The organism is Latilactobacillus sp., assembly GCF_033176295.1.
GTDB classification, from domain to species: Bacteria; Bacillota; Bacilli; order Lactobacillales; family Lactobacillaceae; genus Latilactobacillus; species Latilactobacillus sakei.
Genome location: NZ_JAMQEX010000002.1, coordinates 140342 through 162594, shown reverse-complemented (window position 1 = coordinate 162594; position 22253 = coordinate 140342). Strand labels below are relative to the sequence as shown.

The window sequence follows — 22253 nt, the reverse complement described above, 5'->3', positions numbered from 1 at the left end:
AAAATAATTAATAATTGTTCGTTTTTATTTTTGCCATAAAAAAACTTTGAAATGATCGCTATTTCAAAGTTCGTTTATTTTTAACCCAAACCAACACGCTCAAAAATTTCGGCCACATGCCGAATATGATAATGATAGTCAAACGCATCATCCAAATCAGCTGGCGTTAGAATGCTCATTACCTGTTCGTCGGCTTCTAATAACGGTCTGAAATCAATTTGTTCATCCCAAGAACGGGCCGTCTTAGGTTGAATCAAATCATAGGCCGCTTCTCTTGAAAGGCCGTGATCGATCAATTTCAATAACACGCGTTGGCTATAAATCAAACCAAAAGTCCGACCCATATTACGTTTCATATTTTCTGGGAAGACCGTCAAGTTCGTCATAATTTTTGTAAACCGTTTGAGAATGTAATCTAATAAAATGGTTGTATCCGGTAAAATAATCCGTTCAGCGGAGCTATGTGAAATATCGCGTTCATGCCACAGCGCTACATCTTCATAAGCCGTTACCATATGACCGCGAATAACTCGCGTTAAGCCTGTGATATTTTCAGAACCAATTGGATTGCGTTTATGGGGCATTGCTGAAGAGCCTTTTTGCCCTTTAGCAAAGTATTCTTCCACTTCGCGCGTTTCTGATTTTTGTAAACCACGAATTTCAGTCGCGAATTTCTCGATAGATGTCGCTAATAACGCCATTTCAGCAACGTAAGCAGCATGTAAATCTCTCGGTAGTACTTGAGTTGAAATTTCTTGAGCCCGAATCCCCAATTGATCACAAACATAACTTTCAACAAACGGTGGAATATTCGCAAACGTCCCCACAGCCCCACTGATTTTACCGGCTTCAACGCCTTCTGCCGCTGTTTCAAAACGTTCTTTATGGCGTTTTAATTCGGAATACCAAAGCGCTAATTTCAAACCAAAAGTCGTCGGTTCAGCGTGCACACCATGTGTCCGCCCCATCATAACTGTATCTTGATAACGTTTAGCTTGCTTACCAATCACTTCTATCAAAGCGTTGATATCAGCTCGTAAAATGGCGTTCGCTTGTTTCAATAAATAGCCGTAAGCCGTATCAACGACATCAGTAGACGTTAACCCATAATGAACCCATTTTCGTTCAGCACCTAGTGATTCCGAAACGGCCCGGGTGAACGCCACCACATCATGTCTTGTTTCCTGTTCAATTTCTAGAATGCGAGGAATTGAAAATTGCGCGTTGGCTTTAATCTTAGCGACATCTTCTGCCGGAATGTGTCCTAATTTAGACCACGCCTCATCCGCTAAAATTTCAACTGCCAACCATGCTTCATACTTGTTGTGATCGGTCCAAATGGCACCCATTTCAGGATTTGTATAACGTTCAATCATTTTGTCTACTCCTTTGGTAACGCCCAAATTTGTGTTGCTTCAATTTCAGAAAGTGTTTTGTTTAGATCATCAGTCAACAAGGTGATATGCCCCATCTTCCGATTTTCTTTGCGCTCAGCCTTACCGTAATCGTGATAAGACCAATCAGTTGATTGGCGACTCTTGGCCAGTGCACCTGGTACATCTTGGCCTAAGACATTGACCATTACAGCTGATTGCCAAAGGCGCGGTGTTTGAAGTGGCCAATTGCAACCCCCCCGGATGTGCGCCATGAATTGCGACAAGTCACAAGCTTCAATCGTTAAATGACCCGAATTATGCGGTCTTGGTGCGATTTCATTTACAAACAACTGGCCAGTTGGGGTCACGAAGAACTCTACCCCGAGTGTCCCCACCAATTCTATTTCGGTCGCAATTTTCTGAGCAATTTCCTTAGCTTCTTGTGCAACCGCCGCCGGTACCCGTGCAGGGCAAATACTAATATGTAATATGTTATGCCGGTGTTGGTTTTCAATGACTGGAAAAAGTGCCTGTTGCCCTGCCCAATTCTGGCTAATCATGACTGAAATCTCTTGATCAAAAGTCACCATTTCTTCTAACACACAAACGCCAAAATCCAGAAGTGCTCTAGCGGCTTCAATATCACTGGCCCGTCTTAAGACAAGTTGCCCTTTACCGTCGTACCCACCCCGGGCCGTTTTCAAGAGACAGGGTAAGCCAATCTCAGCGACCGCTTTAGTTAATTCACTAATCGATGTTACGACTTTAAAAGCGGCGTGCGGTAATTTCTCGGTTGCTAAGAATTGTTTTTCCAAAACACGGTCTTGTGCAATCCGTAACGCCTTGGTTCCTTGTGGAATTTGTGTTAATTGTTGTGCTTTTTCAATCGTCGTTGCATCAACGTTTTCAAATTCATAAGTCACGACATCCGAACGTTTCGCCAATTCAATGATTTGATTCTCGTCATCGTAAGCCGCAACAATTTGGTCATCGGCTACTTGACCGGCCGGACAATCAACTTGCGGATCAAGAACGATGACTTTAAAGCCCATCGACTTAGCGGCCAAGGTCATCATCTGTCCTAATTGACCGCCACCAATAATCCCAATGACTTGTCCTGGTAAAATTTGTTTAGTTAAGTTGGTCATTACTTGCCACCGCCTTTTGATGAAGTGCTTGTTTGTATTGCACTAATGCCTTTTGATAAGTTGGTGTTTTAAGCCCGCAGATTTGGGTTGCCAACAAACCAGCGTTAATTGCGCCTGCCTTACCAATCGCTACCGTTGCCACTGGCACACCACTTGGCATCTGGACAATTGACAACAATGAGTCCATCCCATTGAGCGCCTTGCTTTGAATTGGTACCCCGATAACTGGCAGAACAGTGTTAGCAGCCAACATCCCCGGTAGATGTGCTGCACCACCGGCACCTGCAATAATCACTTGATAACCTTCTTCCGCCGCACTTTGCGCAAAAGCAATCATTTCAATTGGCATCCGGTGTGCCGAAATGACTTTTTTGGTATAACTCACATTCAAATCCGTTAAAATCTGAGCCGTTTCCTGCATTGTTTCCCAATCAGAGATCGATCCCATCACAATCGCTACATCAGTCATTCGATTAGCCTGCTTTCTTAATTGATTATGGTTTGATTTTAACAACGACGACGGCATAAGTCAAAGGGAAATCCGTATTATTTTATTATAGTTTTATAAATTGTACGTATTACGTGTAAAATAATTAATCAATATCTTTCATGAAATATTAGTTATTTGAAAAGACGAACAAAAAAGAGTGACTCATTAATGAATGAGTCACTCTTTTTAAAGGCGTTTATTATGGTAACAGGACAAACAATAATGCCCCTAAAATCCCACCAACGAATGGGCCGATAACTGGAATCCAACTGTATTGCCAGTCAGAATCACCCTTGTTGGCAATTGGTAGAACTGCATGCGCAATCCGTGGGCCTAGATCCCGAGCCGGATTAATTGCATACCCAGTTGTTCCACCAAGTGATAACCCGATTGCAGTAATGATAACACCAACTACGAGTGGGTTTAAGCCTTCTGTGAATTGGCCCCGTGTCAATGCTAACAATGCGAATACTAAGACAAATGTCCCAATAATTTCACTCATTAAGTTGGCAAATGGGCTTCTAATTGCAGGACCGGTTGCAAAAGTCCCTAAAATCGCTGATTGGTCATCTGTCGCTTGCCAATGTGGGTAGTATTGAATCCAGACAACGACTGCCCCCAAGAAAGCCCCAATCATTTGGGCGATGATAAATGGTAATACAACAGACCATGATACTTTACCGATGATTGCAAAGGCGAGCGTGACCGCTGGGTTTAAATGGGCAGGACCCATAAATGCTGATGCGTAAACACCTAGCGTTACGGCAAACCCCCAACCTAACGTAATTGCAATCCAACCAGCACCGTTGGCCTTAGTCTTTGCTAAACTAACACCGGCAACGACTCCGTCCCCTAAGAGGACTAAGATAAATGTACCGACTAATTCGCCTAGTGCTTGGACCATTATTGAATTATCCATAAGGTTTCCTCCTTATTCAACTCACTATTTTAAATAGTCGAGTTGTGCTCCAGCAATTGCGGCATCTAATTGCGCTGTTTGACGTTCTTTTTCAGCAGCATCCCAGTTCAAGAGACGGGCCATTTCGTTGATAACTGGTTGTTTGATGGCTGCCAATTGATCATTGTGGAATAAGACGAAGTTTGTCCGACGCAATAAATAATCAACTGGTGTTAACGTCATTTCTTCGTTAACTGAATATCTCAAACTAATCGTTTCCTTCAAGTTCAAGCCATCAGCTGTGCCTTGATCTGCATATGAAACTACACGGCTAACGTTTGAACCAAAGCGATTAGCTAAGTCAGTAGCATCATCTTCTGAAATACCCTTGCTCATCGCTACTTTCGTGTAGAACTTCAATGTTTCTTCAACGTTATTAGGATCAAAATGACCACCTGATACTTGTAACTTCTTAGAATCGATTTCACGAACCGTTTCGTTGAAGTCTTTCTTCAAGATATCACGAATCATTTCTAATGCGCCAGCAGCCATCTTACGGTAATCCGTAATCTTACCACCTGATAAAGTCATCAAGCCGTTTTCAGCCACTTTAAGTGAACTCCCACGTGAGACTTGTGAAGGGTTAACCGTTTCTTCAGCATGGGCTGTTCTTAATTGGCTGATTGCTTTTTCAACATCAGCACGAGCAGCTGTTTTATTTTCATAGTCATCAACAGTCTTAATTAGGTTATTGAATGATTCTTCTGAAACCTTACCACTATTAGCGCCACCGCCATTATAATCAGAACTACCGTTGTTTGAGATTAATGGTCGTAAACCAGCCCAGCTTGCTTCAATATCGTTTAATGCGATATCAACGCTAGGATAACGGTTATTGATAGCCTTTAATAAGTAATCAACGTCGGTTTGTTCAACACGTGGGTGTTTATAGTCGCCTGTGTAATCTGTATCCGTTGTTCCGAAGTATGTTTTGCCTTCGCGTGGCACAACGAAAATCATGCGACCATCATGGAGACCTGAATCAAAATAAGTTGGTTGTGGCACTGATAAGCGACTGCTATCAACAACTAAATGAATTCCTTTAGTTGGACGAAGTGTTTCTTGCGCTTTCACTTCAGTATTCAAAGCGTTAACTTTATCAACCCAAGGGCCAGCTGTATTAATCACTAATTTGGCATGAATATCGAATGTTTCATCCGTTAATTCATCATGCGCCTTCAAGCCATTAACGCGGCCATTAGCATCATAAGTCATCCCAACAGCTTTAACGTGGCTGGCAACTGTTGCGCCCAATTCGTCAGCTTCTTTGATATTTTCGATTACTAAACGGGCATCGTTATTCACAAAGTCCAAATAGACACCAGCACCCATCAAACGATCTGATTTCAAACCAGGTTCGCGTTGGAGCACTTCTTTACGATCAATTGTGTAGTTGGCATATTGTGTCCCAGTAACCCCTGCCAATTTATCGTATAAATCCATCGCAATTTTAACACTGAACATATCATAAGTTGCTTCAGGTTCATCATAAATTGGTAAAAGCATTGGTGTAGGCCGTGGAATGTGAGGTGCGATACCTTGAACAACCGCACGTTCGCTAACAGTATCAGCAACAACCCCGACGTCGAAAGTCTTCAAGTAGCGAATCCCACCATGCACTAATTTCGTTGAACGTGATGATGTCCCTTCAGCAAAATCTTGCATTTCGATTAAACCCGTTTTAATACCAGATGCGGCAGATTGAATGGCGACCCCTGCCCCAGTGATCCCACCACCAATAATTAATAAATCAAGTTGTTCGTTCTTTAAGTTTTGAATGGCTTGTTGACGGCTTTCTAATGAAAATGTCATAATAATCCTCCTTATTCGTTCATCTTATATGGACGATGTTTGAAAATTTTTGTTGCTTCAATGGCTTGTTGCCAACCAGCATATAGATCTTCACGTTCTTCTTCTGGCATGTTAGGTTCGAAACGCTGCCCAACAGAGAAGATTTGCGCTAATTCATCTGTATCCTGCCAAAAACCAACAGCTAGGCCGGCCAAGAAGGCAGCACCCATGGCCGTTGTTTCTAAGTTTGCGGCTTTTTCAATGGCACTATTTAAAATATCTGCCTGGAATTGCATGAGGTAGTTGTTATTAGCAGCACCCCCATCGACACGTAGCATCTTGATATCAATCCCCGTATCTTTTTGCATGGTTTGAACAACGTCACGTGTTTGATAAGCTAATGATTGCAGTGTTGCTTTAATAATATCCTGACGGTTCGTCCCACGCGTGATACCAAGAATCGAGCCCCGTGCTTCAGCGTCCCAATAAGGTGCACCTAAGCCGGTAAAAGCTGGCACAACGTAAACTTCATTTAAACTCGTTGAAGCTTTAGCAGCAGCTTCAGAATCTGAAGATTTCTCAACTAATTGCATGCTATCTCTCAACCATTGAATGGCCGAACCAGCGACAAAGACTGAGCCTTCCAAAGCGTAGTTCACTTTACCATTGATTGAATAACCGATTGTCGTTAATAAGTTATTTTCAGACATCGTTGGCTTTTCACCAGTGTTCATCACGATAAATGAGCCTGTCCCGTAAGTATTCTTGACCATTCCGGGTTGTAAAGCTAATTGACCAAACAAGGCAGCTTGTTGATCACCGGCCATCCCTGAAATTGGTACGCTGCTGCCATAAAAATGATAAGACGCCGTTTCACCATAAACTTCAGAGTTTGGCCGCACATCAGGTAACATTGCCCGTGGAATGTTGAGAAGCTTCAAGATATCGTCGTCCCAGTCCAAGTCGTGAATGTTAAAAATCATCGTCCGACTGGCATTAGTATAATCAGTGACGTGCGTTGCGCCCCCGGTTAATTTCCAAGTAATCCAAGTATCAATTGTCCCAAAGAGCAATTCGCCCTTTTCAGCACGTTCTTGTGCGCCTGGCACTTGATCTAAAATCCAGCGAATCTTGGTTGCTGAGAAATAGGCATCAACAATCAAGCCCGTCTTCTTATGGATTAAATCTTCGTAACCATCTGTCTTAAGCTTTTCAGCAATGTCGTTGGTTTGCCGCGATTGCCAAACCACCGCATTGTAAATTGGTAGGCCAGTTGCCTTGTCCCAGATAACCGTCGTTTCACGTTGATTAGTAATCCCAATCCCCGCAATCTGGTTCGGTTGAATGCCAGATTTAATAAAAGCGTTTGCAATAGTCGATAAAACGGCGTTCCAAATTTCATTAGCGTTATGCTCTACCCAACCGGGTTCAGGAAAGTACTGCGGGAACTCACGTTGTGCATCCGCGACTTTTTGACCATCGTGGTTAAAAATGATTGAGCGAGTGCTTGTCGTCCCCTCATCAATCGCAAGAATGTATTTTTCAGTCATTTTAATCCTCCTTTAACAAAATTTCTTTGGAAAACGTTTCCTTGTTTTTTATTATAGATTACCGGTATCCAAAATGGAAGCGTTTTGCCTAAATTAAATTTTACACAATCATTATAGTGGGTTAAAAGTCACAAAAAAAGACGGTTGAGCCCTTCGCTCCCCCGTCTTTTAAACTTATATTGTTGCCACTACTTTACTGTATAAATCACTATTCATCTTACTTAACGACGTTTTATCGTTCTTAACATTCGAGAATAATACAATATAAATTCGGCCGCCATGACTAAAGCCGTTTGAAACACTCCAACCAGAAAGATAGCCGCGATTGACGATTAATGCCGGATCATTATACATGCCCATCCCATAATGAGAATCACTACCCGGTTTAAACATTAAATCGGTTTGCTGCTGATTAATTAACTTGTGAGTCCAAAGCGCCTTATCAAAACGGTACATATCCATAGCCGTCATATACATATCCCCCACGCCATAGAGCTGGCTAAAATTCGGTAACATTTCAGCCTTTTTAACACCACCTTTGGTTTCATACCCGATAGAGGCATTTTCTAACTGTGGGTATTGCGCTGACATAAACCCAGTATGCATCATTTTACTTGGTTTGATAATCTTATTTTGTAAGTAATCTTGGTAGTTTTGATGACTCACTTTTTCTAAAATCTTAACCAAAACAATATAGTTAGCATCTAAATAGTGCCAACTGCCTGGTTGGCCCTTAGTCCCATTTTCAATAATCTCAGCTAATAATTGGTCGCTGGTCTTTTCTTGATTGTCCTGATTACGTCCAACAATGCCAGAAGTATGATGCAGTAAGTCCGTCAATTTAATCTGCTGACCATTAGGAAATTTGGGTAAATATTTCGCCACTGGATCGGTAACCTTCAACTTGCCTTGTTGATTTAATTGTAAAATACCGGTTGCGATCAGTGCTTTTTCAGTTGACGCAATTGGATATAACGTGTCCGGTGTATTTAATTTTTTGGCCGCTTCATTAGCTGTGCCATACCCTTTATTAAGCATAATTTTGTTATCTTTAACAATTAATGCTGTTCCTGAAAAGTTAACTTGCTTAAAATATTGATCTAACGCATTATCAGCAACCACCGTTGGCATTGGCTTAGTTGCTTCTTTTTCACGCGCTTTTTGTTTTTGAATACTTTCAGATTTAACCATCGCCGCTTTTTCACTTTGACGTTTTCGTCGTTGCGTTTGTTTTTCGATTTTTTCTTGTTGGGCTGCTTTCTGATCAATTTGCTCTTTAACAACATAGCCACCCGCTAAAAAGACACTTAATATGATGACAACACTGCCGATCATCATTAATTTTCGTTTCGCCACCTAATTACCCTCCCCAATTGATAATCTTCTCTCGTTATTAATAATGTACAATACTTATGCTAGCATTAGAAGTGACAATATTGTTATCTTAAAAAGGAACGCTAACTGAACTTTTATCCTGAAATAACCAGTTGCAACAAAAAAAGACTTATCCTCGAAGGAATAAGCCTTTTTCACTAAACTTTTAAAATCATCATTTAAAGATTAACGGTGAATATACATGTAACTGCCGCCATCTGAAAGTGTTGCAGTATTTGGGCCAGCTGCGTTAGCAAAACCCATCCCGCCTTGCGTAATTGTGACACTGCTGCCACTAACTGATTGAACATACCCAACGTGACCGTACGTAGGATCAGCAGTCCATTGACCACCTACAGATTGACCAGGTACAAAGACAATGATTGCACCGGCTGATGGTGTATGATCGACACGGAAGCCAGCTGCTGATGCAGAAGCACCCCATTGACCGCCATTACCCCAGTTATTACCAGCCCAAGGTGCAACTTGCTTAACATACCAAGTACATTGACCCCATGCGTATGAGTTGCCAGCAACGTTACCATGTGTGCTACCGTCGCCTTGGCTATCACTATCGTCATTAGATTTCTTTGATTTACTATTGTCGCTTGTTTTATTTTCAATTTTACTTGAAGTGCTTGCTTTGCTATCGTTTGAAGTACTTGTTGCTTCTGCTTTATCTGAAGTATCTTTAGTAGAAACAGCAGTCTTTACTACTTTTGTTTCTTTAGCCTTAGTATCGTTAGCAACTTTTAAAGCAGAAGCAGCTTCATCATATTGTGTTTGTAGCGCTTCTAATGTTGCCTTATTGTCATTAACCTTTTGGTTTAATGCATCTTGTTGTTGATCTGATTTAGCCTTCATGGCCTTCAAATCAGTTTGTTGTGCTTCAAGACTTGTTTTTTCAGATTGTAAATTAGATTTAGTTGTTTCTTGTTCTGTCATTAAATTTGAGTATTCTGCTTTAGCTGCTTTAACATCTTCTAGTGCTGATTTACTTGCTTGGTTCAACTTATTGACTGTGAATGATCTTGCAACAAGATCAGAAAAGTCTTTTGAGTTTAAGACAAAATCAAAGTAAACATTGCCACTGACAGTGTCCCCTGTTTGTTTTTGTAATGCAACAAGTTGGGCCTTAAGCACTGTCGTTCTTTTTTGAACTTCGGCTTTTGCGCTTGTGATTTGTGTTTTTAAGGTTGCGATTTTTTGTGTTGATTGATCAATATTTGTTTTAGTCGTTTCAATTTTAGTTGTGTTATCAGTGATTTGTTGTTGTAGTTTGATATTATCAGCATTGGCTGTTGCAATATCCTTTAACAATTTGGCTGTTTCACTTTTATTATTTGTAATGGCTCCTTGTGTTTCATCAACTGTTGCTGCATTAGCTGCGACTGTGTTTAGTGCTGAAACGGCTACCATACTCATTACAATTGCACTTGTGATTACTTTTTTGAAAGACATTTTTTATAATTACCCCGTGTTTTATTAATAGGTTATAGTATAGACCAATAATGTTACATTCATATTACAACCAAGTTACAACCATAAGTCTACTTCATCAAAAAACCACTCATACCAACAGTTAAGGGACGTAACAGTTATTTCAAGTGCCACTATTACTTTGATACTAAAAAGAGCACCAATCAGCTAGCGATTAAAAACTAACTAATTGGTGCTCTTTTTGAAATTATGCTTTAACGGTCTTCTTACCAGCCGTCTTAATGGCATCATTAATGCCCTTAGTATATAAAATATTACCTTTTTCAATGCCACCGAAATGCGTCCCATCAGTGCCTTCAAAAACTTCTGGATGGCTAGCAGCAATCTTATTCCAATCTGTCACCGTGATAAATGGGTATTTAGCCGGTAACGTCCGTTCATAGACTGCGATTTTGGTACTATCATAAGTCGCATCTGCATGACCATCGTAAGGGGTCATAAAAATTAGACGATGTCCTTTTTTCAAATCATGAATAATCTTATCGATTTGTTCTTTGAAATCTGGAAAAGCATTCGTCCCGATACAGATCACGACATATTCTCGCAATTGATTATTGTTTTGTTGATTCATCAATACGTCATACGCCTGGTCCATTCGACGATTACCTTCAGCGTTAATGTCACTATTTTTAACGTGTTCTAATAAGTAACTCCGTGCGCCTAATGTGACACTGTCACCGATAATACTAATGCCTTGGGGCACATTATAGTTAGTTTGGCTAACTGGCACCGTTTGTTTGGGTTGACTAACCTTAGCGTGAACCGCCTGAATTTGATCAGCGTCCTGATAAAGATTACCGACCCAGAGATGTTGTTCCAAAGAAGACATATGTGGTGCGTCAACTGCATAGTTGGCTGTCACCACACCTAAAATCGCCATCGCAAACAACAACGGACCACCGACCGCCTTTTGGTAAGCAACTGTTTTGCCCATCAAAAGCGGTTCGATGTAATAATAAGACAGTGTTGAGAAAATAACCGAGCCAATTAAGGCCGCCACTACTGCTTTAATATTATTGTTAAAGTAACTTAAAAAGATAATGTACAATGGCCAGTGGAAAAGATACATTGCATAGCTAATATCCGCTAAATAAGTAATGAAGCGTGGTTCAGCCACGTTGGGTGCTTTATCATGCAATAGACGTGCAAAAATAATGAGACATCCTGTGATTAAACTCCCTAGTAAGATGCCATAAGCATACGTACTAGCTTGATCAAACTTCATACGCGTTCCTAAACCAAATAATAACAACGCACTGACCACGAAACCAATTAATGGTGTCTTCCAGGTCAAGTGACTCGTTAATTGATTAAAGCCTTGTGCTGATTGACCAACCCCACAAAAGCTCCCAATCATCGCACCGACAAAGAATGGATAACCATGCGTTAAACTTGAGAAATAAATCGGTGAATATTCAGATAAACCTTTAATTTGCGTAAACATTGATAGAAAGCTAACGGCAAATAAAACAAACGAAACACTGAAGATAGCCGTTCTGAAATACTTCGCACTTTTGACAGTTCTTGAAACAAGATAGACAATTAAGCCCCAGATTAAGTAAAAGTGCATTTCAACTGCTAATGACCAAGTATGCACAAATAAGTGCGGAATGAAATTAGTTTCATAGCTACCACCCGTACTAATTTCATAAAAATTCGTCGTAAAACTTAAAGTGGCGGTAATTTGTTTAGTTAAATTCGTTCTTAAATCCGGATTCGCAATTAAAGACAGCGGCACCGCGATTAGAACCATTAATAATAATGGCGGAAAAATCCGGTTAAACCGACGCCGATAAAATGCCCATAGTTTCACTTTATCGCGCCGGATAAATTCATCAATAAATAGTGCTGTGATTAAGTAACCTGAAAAGGTAAAAAACACATCAACCCCAACAAAGCCACCGGCATATCTTGTTTTAAAATAGTGATAGTATAAAACCATCCCTAGGCCAAAAATGCGAATTAAACTAAACCATCTAATTCTTGCTTTCTTGATACTTCCCATTAACGAGATCCCCCTTATAAGTCACATGGTTTTTCTTCAGTTCACCTTTACCATAAGGTGCACCCGCTTTAAATTGGCCTTTATACTGCCAACCTTCATGAGAAATAAATTGACCAGCGCCTTCAAACCGACCATTTTTAAATTGGCCGGTATAATAGTCGCCATTTTTTAACATTAGTTTGCCATCACCACTGAAACGGCCCTTTTCAACCGCGCCACGATACTGCAATCGATCACGATCTAAGTTGATCGACTGCACCCCACTATCGCGTGGCTTCAATGTAATCACTAAACACACAAAAACAATTAACAAAAGAATACTCAACATAATGTTAGACCCTTTTGAAAAAAAACGCTTCACTTGTTGCATTTTGTCACAATCCTCCCCCAAAAATAATCCCCTTGGCCATTAATCAACGACATTAATAACCGTTTCCGTTACACCAATTAACACTTATGCTAGCTAACGTAATTAAACCCTTAAAATTGTTAGCACCATAAGCATACCAACTTTATCATAATTTAGATGTGCTGCCAATCCAGTATTTTAAAAACTCATCTATCATTAACTATTCATTATTCCTGATGAAGACATCAAAAAAGCTAGTCACTAAAGTGGCTAGCTTTTTCGGTTAATAATCCCATGGATAATCGAGATTAATTTGTTGATTAAAGGCTTGTTGATTTTTAAAATTAGCCAAGCGCTGTACTTTTCTTTGACCATAATCCGCACAGATAAATTCTTCCTCTGCCGTCGTTGGTGCAATCTCTGGTAAGTTCGGCGTTTTTTCCGTCGTGACAAAGGTTAAAAAAGCCGTCAAACCTAAGAAACGCTCTCCAGTTTGTAGATGTTCACCAATAATTTTTGTAAAAACTTCAATTGAGCGGTGACCAACACCAACGACGTAACTTTCGATACACAACGAATCCTGTAATTTAAACGGCGCAATAAAATTTAATTGGTCAATACTGGCCGTCACGGTTTCAACACGGGCTAAGCGGCTCGCCGCAATTGACGCCGCGCCATCTAGTAGTTCCAATAGTCGCCCACCATAGACCGTCTCATGTTCGTTTAAATCGCTCGCAAACACTCGATGATTGCTAATTGATAAGGTTTGGCGACAAGTGATTGTTTCTGTCATTCAAAACGCTCCATTCACAATTAATCCAAGGTAGGAATTACTAAGCGACTCGCACCTAGATCCACTTGGTATTGGTTTTGTTGTTCTTCCCGCAACGTCATCCCCATATCAGTCGCATAGATTACCAAGCCTAATTGATGTCCCGCTGCTAAATGGTAATGCGTTGGTTGTAAGTCTAGTTGCACCTCATAAAAAGTACCTGCGTCGACTGTCTCGGTTTGATAACTATTGTGACGATTCTGTAAATTGAGATGGCCCTTAGTGATCAACTGATAAGGACTAAGTGCCCCTAATTTGAATTCCTTCAAATCATCATAGCGCCAGTGATAACCTAATTGTTGCCCCTTAGCGGCCAAAATAGCTGGTGTTGTGCCTAAGCGGCTAAATAAGCCGTAATCAACCAACATAACACTCAACAAACCACGATCGGTATTGACCGCAACTTTCGTTTTCAACTGTACCCGACCATCAATCACCAATTGCTTCGATTGAGCCTGTGACAATAATAATAAGCGATTTTGCGTAAAGTCAGATTGTGGTGCTAATAATTGATCCTGCCAAGCAGCCTCACTGAGATGCTGTTTTTTAAACATGGCAACACCATCATCGCTGAAATCTGCTACAGGGGTCGTTGGCGTCTGATCTAACCCTAGATGTTCTGGGTCATTTAAGAAATAAGTTTGACGTGGATTCTTAGGGTTTAACCAATCATCTTGGGTATGCCAAGTCGCTTCTTGCGTATTATCCTGAATTGTCACCGTTGGTAAGATTTCTGATGCATGATTGTCGATATCTAACAACTGATAACTCAACCATAGGTTCATCATATCTGTAAAATCAATCGATTGGATATTATTCATATAGATATGTTGTCCTTGGTGTAAAAAGAGTTTCTTTTCGATTGGTAGTTGCCGTAAGTCATCCCACAGTGCGCCGGCATTTTGCAATTTAACGTTCCAATCGTTTAAACCGTGTACCAAGACAACATCACAATTAATTTTTTGAACATTGTCCCGATAATTACGTTCTGCCCAAAAGGCATTGTAATTCCCCGTAATCCGATCTTGACCTTCTCGTAAAGCTGCCAACTGTTCTTCAAAGAGCGCACCTGATTTAGTATGATCCGCTGCGTCCATCTGTCTAGTTTGACAGAGTTTCGCTAAAACATCCGCATCTTCTCCTTGGCAATCAACAGGCGCCACCACCAAGCCGTTTTCACGGTAGTAATCATACCAACTGGAGATAGCCGCTTCAGCAATCACAGTTTTCAATCCTTCAACACCGGTTGTCGCAGCCGCAGTCGCCAGGGTCCCTAAATAAGACTTCCCGGTCATGGCGACTTTTTGGTTGCACCACCAAGCCTTAATTTCAATCCGATCTGTTTTATTAGTATAAGCCCGACGATTACCCGCTAACCATTCAATAATCGCGGTGGTTGAGGCCGTTTCTTCTGGTGAGCCACACGTCCGCATGCCATCTGAACCCCGAGTCCCGATACCGCCAGCATAAACCGTCGCAAACCCCCGTGCTAAGAAATAATCATTTAACAGGTAGTTACTGTCATCAGCGGCTTCTAATTCCGGTTCAGTCGTTTCTCCGAGTGGTTCTCTAGCAGCTGGTACAGATTGATTGGTCCCAGTCTTCAAATCCGCCAAGTTAGGTTGAATGGCCGCCTTAGCTTGAATGGGCACATCAACGTTGTGCAGATCGGCATCGACATCATTAGTGCCTTTGTAATAAGGACTGGCAGTATATAAGGCCGGTACACGTAGGCCTTTTTCAGTTTCCTTAGGTCTAAAGATTGTCGTTTCGAGCAAGTCAAGATGCCCATCTAAATCAGTATCCAAACTTGATTCAACATAAACCACTTCACGAATAAAGTTTTGCGTATCAAAAACCGGTTGGGTTTTACCATTAAAGATTAAGAACTCGGGTGCGGTCGCCTTTTGCCAATGCGCAAAGAAACCACGATTAGCCAAACAATCTAAATAAAGCAACCCGTTTTGACTGCGGGTCGTTAATAAAAGGTAGACAGCTTCTAAAAAGAGTTCTTGGGTTAATACCGGTTGATCAACATAGGGTATCCCGACTTTTGCCATGAATCGCCGAGGGTGATTAAATTGAAAATCAGTTGTAACCTTAAACCCTAGCAACTGCAATGCAATATTATAAAACGTCCGCTGATCAAACGATGTTGAGATGCCTGCCAAATAATCGGCTAAGTTTAAACTAGCCGTCGCCTGGATTTTTTGCATTTGTTCATTTTGAGCCGTTTTTGAGTGGGCCTCTGGGAAGAACCGTGCGAATATTTGTTGTGCTAACGCTTGAACTGACAATGCTTCATAACCTTCATCAAGGAGCTTAATCCGTTGTAAGGCCTTTATTTGTTCCGAATAAGTGGTTGTTAACCGTGCAAACTGATTTAATTTCATTTTTTTACCCCATTTCTGCGAATTTCAATTGACATCAGATACTTCAATTGCTTATAATATAGCATGTTACTTGATATTCTAAAAGCAATAACCAATCTTTTTTGTCATAGTAGCTCAGCTGGATAGAGCAACGGTCTTCTAAACCGTAGGTCGCGAGTTCGAATCTCGCCTGTGACATTTTAGCGTCATTCGGTACAATTCTAATAGATGGGAACGTTGTTAAATCAACGTTCTCATCTATTTTTTTATACGCTAAAATGTTAAAAAAACACAGTTACCACAATTTAACCACAATTTTCGGCGTAAGCGTTTAAATTGTTTAAAGCCCGGCAGCCTAATATACTAATGTTAACAATCAGCTATTTTAGAAAGGACGTTATCTTATGTCAACAACATATCAAAAAATCCTTGTCGGTGTCGACGGTTCCGATATGGCTAATAAAGCTTTTATGGAAGCTGTTGAAATTGCTAAAAGAAATAGCGCTGAATTATTTATCGCCCGAATTGTCCCGAATGATATTTTCGTCTCGCCAGATGCGAGTATGTACGCCAAGGTGACCGCTTTGGAGAAAGATCGGGTAAAATCTCAACTCGCCGCTAACGTGCGTTACGCGCACAACCACGGCCTTGAAAAGATTACCCCAATTCTAGAAGTTGCTTCTCCTAAAAAAGAAATTGCGATTCGCATCCCTGAGGAATTTGGCATTGACCTCATCGTCTTAGGGATTACCGGTAAAGGCGCTATTGAACGAATGCTAGTCGGTTCGGTCGCCCAATACGTCAGCAGCCACGCTAAAGCTAACGTTTTGTTGGTGAAATAAGGGTTTAAAAAGGCACGTCCTACAAAATTCTGTAGTGCGTGCCTTTTTTGTTATCCTAAAAATTAAACGTTCTAAACCAATCATGATTGCCCTGCTCTTGAAAAATATGACTATCAAAACCACCAAGCGCATAACTCACGCCCATGATCACCAATCCAATCACAACCATCAATAACCCAATTTTAAACCAATTCATTCGAATTTTTGCGAACATCTATGCCACCGCCTTTGATTGTCTTTTACTTTTCCGAATCAACCACCGTGTTAAGCCGATTGAAAATTGCACAATATATTTCGAAAAATACCACGTTAAACCGCCGATTAAGATGCCAACACCCACCATCGCAAAACTAATACCAAGTTGCATCATGCCGACTACTGCACCTTCGTTTAACGTGACAAAACATGAAAAAACTAAGCTAACGGCCCCACCAATGATGCTAGCAACCGCCAGCGTACCACCGATAAAAGGCCCAATCCATAGTAATAAATAACCAACCGTGAGTAAAACAATTACGGTTAACAACAAACTACCCCAAAGTGGCGAACCCAACACCAACAACACGACCAACGTTACTAACAATACCGGCGACATTCTTTTGTGTTGAACCTGTGTTGGTTGAAACTGATCTGCTAATTGACTAGCGATTTGATGAGGTGTCTCTAAACTAGCAATTACGGCCGCCTCAGTTTCACCGCCTTCAATACGATCATCAATCAATTCATCGTAATAATCAATTGTATTGGCAGCATCACTCTCACACCATAGCTTGTTAAAGCAGCTGCTAAGTCTTTGATAAAGTCATTTTTAGTCATTATGCTTCTCCTTTAATATACTCATAGATTGCTGTTACTTGCGTCCATTCATTTAAAAACTGTTCAATCGCAGCCGCCCCAATCGGTGTTAGATGGAAATATTTCCGTAAACGTCCGTTATGAGCTACCTGATAACTTTCAATCTGTTCTTGTTTTTCGAGCCGTTTTAAGATGGGATACAAAGTTGAATCAGAGATTTCAATGACGCTTGAAGTATCTTTAATAATCTGATAGCCATACGAATCGGCTTTTTTAAGCGTTGCTAAAACACAAAATTCTAACAACCCCTTCTTTAATTGCGCGTTCATGTCATCATCCTTTCAAAATATAATACTATACTTTGCATAGTATTATGTCAAACATAATTACGCATAAAAAAAAGGAATCCGGGACAAAAGTAACTTTTGTCTCAGACCCCTTCTTGATAACCGAATGTTGCTAGTATAAACGTGCTTTTGTCAGTAACTTTCTGCGTTTTGCTAAACTTGTCAAATTGGTGATTTCATCACCGATTCGCCCAGTTCTACAAATACTCAAAAGCTAAACACTGACAACACACTCTTTTTAAATTAGTCTCGATTACCGAAACCAAAGATTTGGAGCATTGTAATAAATAAGTTAACGAAATCTAGATAAAGTGTTAAAGCACCCATCACGGCTAATCCTGAGATTGAAACTTCCCCAGTTGAACCGTATTGACGATATAACAAGCTTAGTTTTTGGTTATCCCAGGCTGTTAAAATAATGAAGACGATTAACATCGCGTAAGATAAGAAGTACTCAATTGCAGCTGAGCCCATGAAAGCATTGACGATGGTTACAATAATAATCCCAATCAAGCCCATCATGGCAAACTTCCCAAAACCACTTAAGTTATTCTTCGTCATCCGGCCATAAGCTGACATCGCGACAAAGACTAACGCACTTGAAATAAATGCGGCGCCAATCTGACCGATGTTATACGCTAACAAGATTACCGTGAACGTTAATCCGTTCAACAGGGCGTAAGCAATAAACATCATCATTGATGCTGACGGATTCTTGGTTGCTTTGCGACTAATCTGAACGACCAAAATCATCTCAACAATCATTAATCCCCAGACCATCCAAGTATTACTATTGCTTAAAATGGCTACGGTTTGACTTGCAAAAACTGTGACTAGTAAAACAGCAACGAGAGCCGAAATACCAACACCTAAAGCCATTAATCCGTATACTTTACTAAAAAATCGTGATTCGCTATCGACATTGACAACGCGTCTTCCATCCATGAATAATCACCTCTTAATATTTCTAACGAGGTATAATCCTCGGTTAGCAATATTGTAACAAAAAATGACTAAAACACAATCATCTTGCCTGAATCTTTAATTATCCTTAGGACTTAAGTTGCTTAATAATTCTTCGTAAGCATATTCATATTTTTGAACATCGCCGGCACCCATGAAGACGACTACTGGTTGTTCAAAATCTAATAATGGTGACATATTATCCAATTTAAGGACCCGACCACCCTTAGTAATCTTAGCACCTAAATCAGCACTTGAAACCTTACCTGATTTTTCACGAGCAGAACTGAAGATATCTGTTAAGAAAACTTCATCCGCGAGGTTTAAACTAGCTGCAAAATCATCCATCAATGCAATTGTCCGTGTAAATGTATGGGGTTGGAACACCGCTACGATTTGACGATCTGGATATTTTTGACGGGCTGCATCCAAAGTGGCTTTAATTTCTGATGGATGATGTGCATAGTCATCAATAATCGTGACATCTGCGACTTTCTTTTCAGTAAAGCGGCGTTTAACACCTTTGAAGTCTGCCAATTCACGTGCAACTTCACGACCATCAATTTTTTCGAGGTAACTAACGGCAATGACAGCTAAACTATTAAGTACGTTGTGTTCGCCGTATAATGGCACGTGGTAATGTCCGATATTTTCATCGTGATAATAAGCATCAAATTCTGATCCTTCAACAGTCCGTTGAATATTACGTGCTTGGAAATCATCATTTGATTTAGTTCCATAGTAATAAATTGGTGCGTTTGATTTTAGTTTTCTTAATTCTGGATCGTCGCCCCAGGCAAAAATCCCTTTTTGAACCTTGTAAGCTTCTGATTGGAAAGCATCGAAAACATCTTCGATCCCCGTATAATAATCAGGGTGATCAAAGTCGATGTTGGTCATGATTAAATAATCTGGTGAGTAAGCTAAGAAATGACGACGATATTCATCCGCTTCAAAAGCGAAGAATTGTGCATCCTTGATGCCCTTACCTGTCCCATCACCAACTAAGAAACTTGTTTTGGCAACGCCACTTAAAACGTGTGCTAGTAACCCACTCGTACTTGTTTTACCATGCGCACCAGCAACACCGATACTTGTATAATTTTTTAAGAGTTCGCCTAAGAATTGGTGATAACGCACAACTGGCAAGCCCATTTCGAGCGCTGTCTTAATTTCAATTTGATCATCTTGGAAAGCATTGCCGGCAATTACCGTTAAGCCTTCGTGAAGGTTATCGGCTGAGAAAGGTAAAATCTTAATGTCTGCTTTCTCTAAATCCCGTTGTGTAAAGGTATATTGGTCGATATCTGAGCCTTGTACTTGATAGCCTAAATCATTTAATACGAGCGCTAAAGCACTCATCCCTGATCCTTTAATGCCCACAAAGTGGTAAACCGTTTCACTTGTTATCATTTTAAATGTCCTCTTTTCAGAAAGTCACTAAGTATATTTGAATCAAATCCCTTTAAGTTTACCATATCAGGCGTTTGAGCTAAATAATGAATCCTTAAAAAACGCTATTTTATCAAAAAAAGAGGTTAAGGCAAAATATTTTTGCCCTAACCTCTTTTGAATTAACCTAATACTAAATAATCTTCGATGTTGATGAAGTAAACCTTGTACCACGTTAAGAACGTGTAAATTGTCCAAATCTTACGACGCCCGTTAATGCGTTGTTCCTTATTAGCATCGAGTAACGCTAATAATTGGCCTTGATCGAAGAATTCACTGACGAAATCTTCGCTAAAGAGCGCTTTGACTTGTTCATAGTACTTGTCAGTTTCTAACCATTGCTTGATTGGCACTGGGAAACCTAATTTAGGTCTGTTGGCCCAAGCGGCTGGTAAATGCTTAGCAGATGCTTGACGGTAAGCATACTTAGTATCCTTGCTGTTAATCAAGTATTCAGTCGGCACTTGACCAGCAGTTTTAGCAACTTCTGGGTCTAAAAATGGTACCCGGAGTTCCAAACTGTGCGCCATTGATAGTTTATCAGCTTTTTGTAAAATATCATTTAACATAAAGTGATGCATATCAATGTATTGCATTTGTGAAACGGGATCAGCATCTTTGACGCGGTCAAAGTCTGCTTGATAATTTTCTTGAATTGTTGTGTCATTTTGATAAGCGGGTTTCAAGTATTGGTTGGCTTCATCTGAACCAAAAATACTTGGGTTTTCGATATCATAAATTACTGATTGACCGGCATAGAATTCCTTAGGGTTAGCCAAGTTCGTATATAAATGAACACGACCAGGGAATGCTGGCATCTTTTTGACTGTCTTCGCCAATTTAGCACGGGCACCCTTTGGTAATTTCTTCAAACTAGATGTGAAAGCCTTGATTGTTGTATTGTGTGAATGCATTCCGTAGTTAACGTAGCCGGCAAACAATTCATCAGCACCTTCACCTGAAAGTGCAACGGTCACTTTTTCACGGGCAAAACGTGATAAGAACCATAATGGCACACATGATGGGTTCCCGTCTGGTTCGTCCAAGTAATATTGGATTTTATCAAATTCAGCAAACGCATCGTCCGCTTTAACCTTAGTTTCATTGAAGTTCAAGCCCAGTTCGTCTGCCAAAGCATGAGCGGCTGTTACTTCGTTATAAGTTTGGTCGTCAAAACCAACACTAAAGACTTCTTGTGGTTGCAAGATACTTGTTACATAACTACTATCGACCCCTTCTGAAAGAAAGGCACCCACTGGTACGTCAGCAACGTTGTGCATCTTGATTGATTCTTCGACAGAAGCATCAATTTTCTTAACTTCTTCTTCGAAAGATAAGTTAGAAGGATCAAATTGCATATCCCAATACTTTTCAATATCTAATTGGCCATCTTTGTAAGTAAAGTAATGACCTGCAGGGAATCTGAAGACCCCTTCAAAGAAAGTTTCTTGTAAATCATTATATTGATTCATCATGAATGATTTAAGAGCTTTCTTGTTTAATGTCCGCTTAAATTCTGGATGACGCATGAATGTTTTAATTTCACTACTAAACATAAAGGTGCCATCATCAAGCGTTGTGTAATAAAGGGGTTTGATCCCGAAGAAATCACGGGCACCAAATAACGTTTTCGTTTGTAAATCGTAAATCACGAACACAAACATCCCACGAATCTTCTTCAAAACATCTTTGCCCCATTGTTCATAGGCATGCAAAATTGTTTCAGTATCTGAATCCGTCTTGAATTCGTGACCTAATGGTTCCAATTCCTTACGAATTTCACGATAGTTATATACTTCACCGTTAAAGAAAATCAATTTAGTATGATCTTCATTATAAATAGGTTGATCACCTTTAGTTAAATCAATAATTGATAAGCGACGGAAACCAAGCGCCACTTTATCATCAATGAAATCACCCGCACCACTTGGGCCACGATGTTTAATGACATCCATTTGTTGGTTCAATACTTCTTTTTTCTTTGGTAAATCAAACAATCCACCAGCAAATCCGACAATCCCACACATACCGTAAGCTCCTCTTTGATAGTCCGATATCTAAACAATACTTATTAGACTTTTAATTAATTATTTTCAGAAAAATTTAAAA

General features: G+C 40.3%; 19 protein-coding genes and 1 tRNA gene. 2 read left to right on the top strand and 18 right to left on the bottom strand.

The annotated features are described in order from the left end of the window. Positions 1 to 80: 80 nt before the first annotated feature. The 12 genes from purB to NDN60_RS02225 all read right to left on the bottom strand — a co-directional run bounded on the left by purB (position 81) and on the right by NDN60_RS02225 (position 15766). On the bottom strand, positions 81 to 1376 hold the full coding sequence (gene purB / locus NDN60_RS02280; protein WP_056948306.1) for an adenylosuccinate lyase: 1296 nt from the start codon (positions 1374 to 1376) through the stop codon (positions 81 to 83). Positions 1377 to 1381: 5 nt separating this feature from the next. Continuing rightward, on the bottom strand, positions 1382 to 2524 hold the full coding sequence (purK, locus tag NDN60_RS02275) for a 5-(carboxyamino)imidazole ribonucleotide synthase (RefSeq protein ID WP_076632168.1): 1143 nt from the start codon (positions 2522 to 2524) through the stop codon (positions 1382 to 1384). Continuing rightward, the gene (gene purE / locus NDN60_RS02270; RefSeq protein ID WP_016264836.1) at positions 2508 to 2993 is read right to left on the bottom strand and encodes a 5-(carboxyamino)imidazole ribonucleotide mutase; all 486 of its coding nucleotides are present in this window, start codon (positions 2991 to 2993) and stop codon (positions 2508 to 2510) included. The genes purK and purE overlap by 17 nt, the downstream gene beginning before the upstream one ends. A gap of 220 nt (positions 2994 to 3213) precedes the next feature. Then, on the bottom strand, positions 3214 to 3933 hold the full coding sequence (locus NDN60_RS02265; RefSeq protein ID WP_011374360.1) for an MIP/aquaporin family protein: 720 nt from the start codon (positions 3931 to 3933) through the stop codon (positions 3214 to 3216). Positions 3934 to 3957: 24 nt separating this feature from the next. Next, complete coding sequence (glpO, locus tag NDN60_RS02260; RefSeq protein WP_099947306.1) at positions 3958 to 5784, bottom strand: type 1 glycerol-3-phosphate oxidase; 1827 nt, start codon at positions 5782 to 5784, stop codon at positions 3958 to 3960. Between the two features lie 11 nt (positions 5785 to 5795). Next, complete coding sequence (glpK, locus tag NDN60_RS02255) at positions 5796 to 7313, bottom strand: glycerol kinase GlpK (RefSeq protein ID WP_011374358.1); 1518 nt, start codon at positions 7311 to 7313, stop codon at positions 5796 to 5798. Between the two features lie 174 nt (positions 7314 to 7487). Continuing rightward, the gene (locus NDN60_RS02250) at positions 7488 to 8669 is read right to left on the bottom strand and encodes a serine hydrolase domain-containing protein (protein ID WP_099947637.1); all 1182 of its coding nucleotides are present in this window, start codon (positions 8667 to 8669) and stop codon (positions 7488 to 7490) included. Between the two features lie 204 nt (positions 8670 to 8873). Further along, entirely contained in the window at positions 8874 to 10148 is a 1275-nt protein-coding gene (locus NDN60_RS02245) for a CHAP domain-containing protein (protein WP_172952581.1), read from the bottom strand. 226 nt (positions 10149 to 10374) lie between these two features. Next, positions 10375 to 12192 (bottom strand): acyltransferase family protein, encoded by a 1818-nt coding sequence (locus NDN60_RS02240; RefSeq protein ID WP_099947636.1) that lies wholly within the window; start codon positions 12190 to 12192, stop codon positions 10375 to 10377. Beyond that, a complete protein-coding gene (locus tag NDN60_RS02235; protein WP_085391672.1) occupies positions 12164 to 12562 on the bottom strand; it encodes a hypothetical protein in 399 nt (132 codons plus the stop codon). The genes NDN60_RS02240 and NDN60_RS02235 overlap by 29 nt, the downstream gene beginning before the upstream one ends. Positions 12563 to 12824: 262 nt before the next feature. Beyond that, positions 12825 to 13334: an acyl-CoA thioesterase gene (locus NDN60_RS02230; protein ID WP_099947635.1), complete on the bottom strand. Its 510-nt coding sequence runs from the start codon at positions 13332 to 13334 to the stop codon at positions 12825 to 12827. Between the two features lie 20 nt (positions 13335 to 13354). Then, positions 13355 to 15766 carry a Xaa-Pro dipeptidyl-peptidase gene (locus tag NDN60_RS02225; RefSeq protein WP_099712982.1) on the bottom strand — a complete coding sequence of 804 codons (2412 nt, stop codon included), beginning with the start codon at positions 15764 to 15766 and terminating at the stop codon, positions 13355 to 13357. 103 nt (positions 15767 to 15869) lie between these two features. Between NDN60_RS02225 and NDN60_RS02220 the strand changes: the two genes are divergently transcribed. Together NDN60_RS02220 and NDN60_RS02215 are read left to right on the top strand one after the other, a co-directional pair. Beyond that, positions 15870 to 15943, top strand: a tRNA-Arg gene (locus NDN60_RS02220). A 206-nt stretch (positions 15944 to 16149) separates the two neighbouring features. After that, positions 16150 to 16587 carry a universal stress protein gene (locus NDN60_RS02215; protein WP_096585250.1) on the top strand — a complete coding sequence of 146 codons (438 nt, stop codon included), beginning with the start codon at positions 16150 to 16152 and terminating at the stop codon, positions 16585 to 16587. A gap of 55 nt (positions 16588 to 16642) precedes the next feature. Here NDN60_RS02215 and NDN60_RS02210 read toward each other — a convergent pair whose 3' ends face one another. From NDN60_RS02210 to asnB, 6 genes are all read right to left on the bottom strand, one after another. Continuing rightward, positions 16643 to 16801: a hypothetical protein gene (locus NDN60_RS02210; protein WP_162926695.1), complete on the bottom strand. Its 159-nt coding sequence runs from the start codon at positions 16799 to 16801 to the stop codon at positions 16643 to 16645. Continuing rightward, on the bottom strand, positions 16802 to 17308 hold the full coding sequence (locus NDN60_RS02205) for a hypothetical protein (RefSeq protein WP_231953188.1): 507 nt from the start codon (positions 17306 to 17308) through the stop codon (positions 16802 to 16804). Positions 17309 to 17402: 94 nt separating this feature from the next. After that, positions 17403 to 17711: a PadR family transcriptional regulator gene (locus tag NDN60_RS02200; protein WP_011374348.1), complete on the bottom strand. Its 309-nt coding sequence runs from the start codon at positions 17709 to 17711 to the stop codon at positions 17403 to 17405. Between the two features lie 261 nt (positions 17712 to 17972). After that, a complete protein-coding gene (locus NDN60_RS02195) occupies positions 17973 to 18674 on the bottom strand; it encodes a Bax inhibitor-1/YccA family protein (RefSeq protein WP_011374347.1) in 702 nt (233 codons plus the stop codon). A 96-nt stretch (positions 18675 to 18770) separates the two neighbouring features. Then, a complete protein-coding gene (murC, locus tag NDN60_RS02190) occupies positions 18771 to 20102 on the bottom strand; it encodes a UDP-N-acetylmuramate--L-alanine ligase (protein WP_025015891.1) in 1332 nt (443 codons plus the stop codon). A 164-nt stretch (positions 20103 to 20266) separates the two neighbouring features. Beyond that, positions 20267 to 22171 carry an asparagine synthase (glutamine-hydrolyzing) gene (asnB, locus tag NDN60_RS02185; protein WP_016264823.1) on the bottom strand — a complete coding sequence of 635 codons (1905 nt, stop codon included), beginning with the start codon at positions 22169 to 22171 and terminating at the stop codon, positions 20267 to 20269. Positions 22172 to 22253 lie beyond the last annotated feature (82 nt).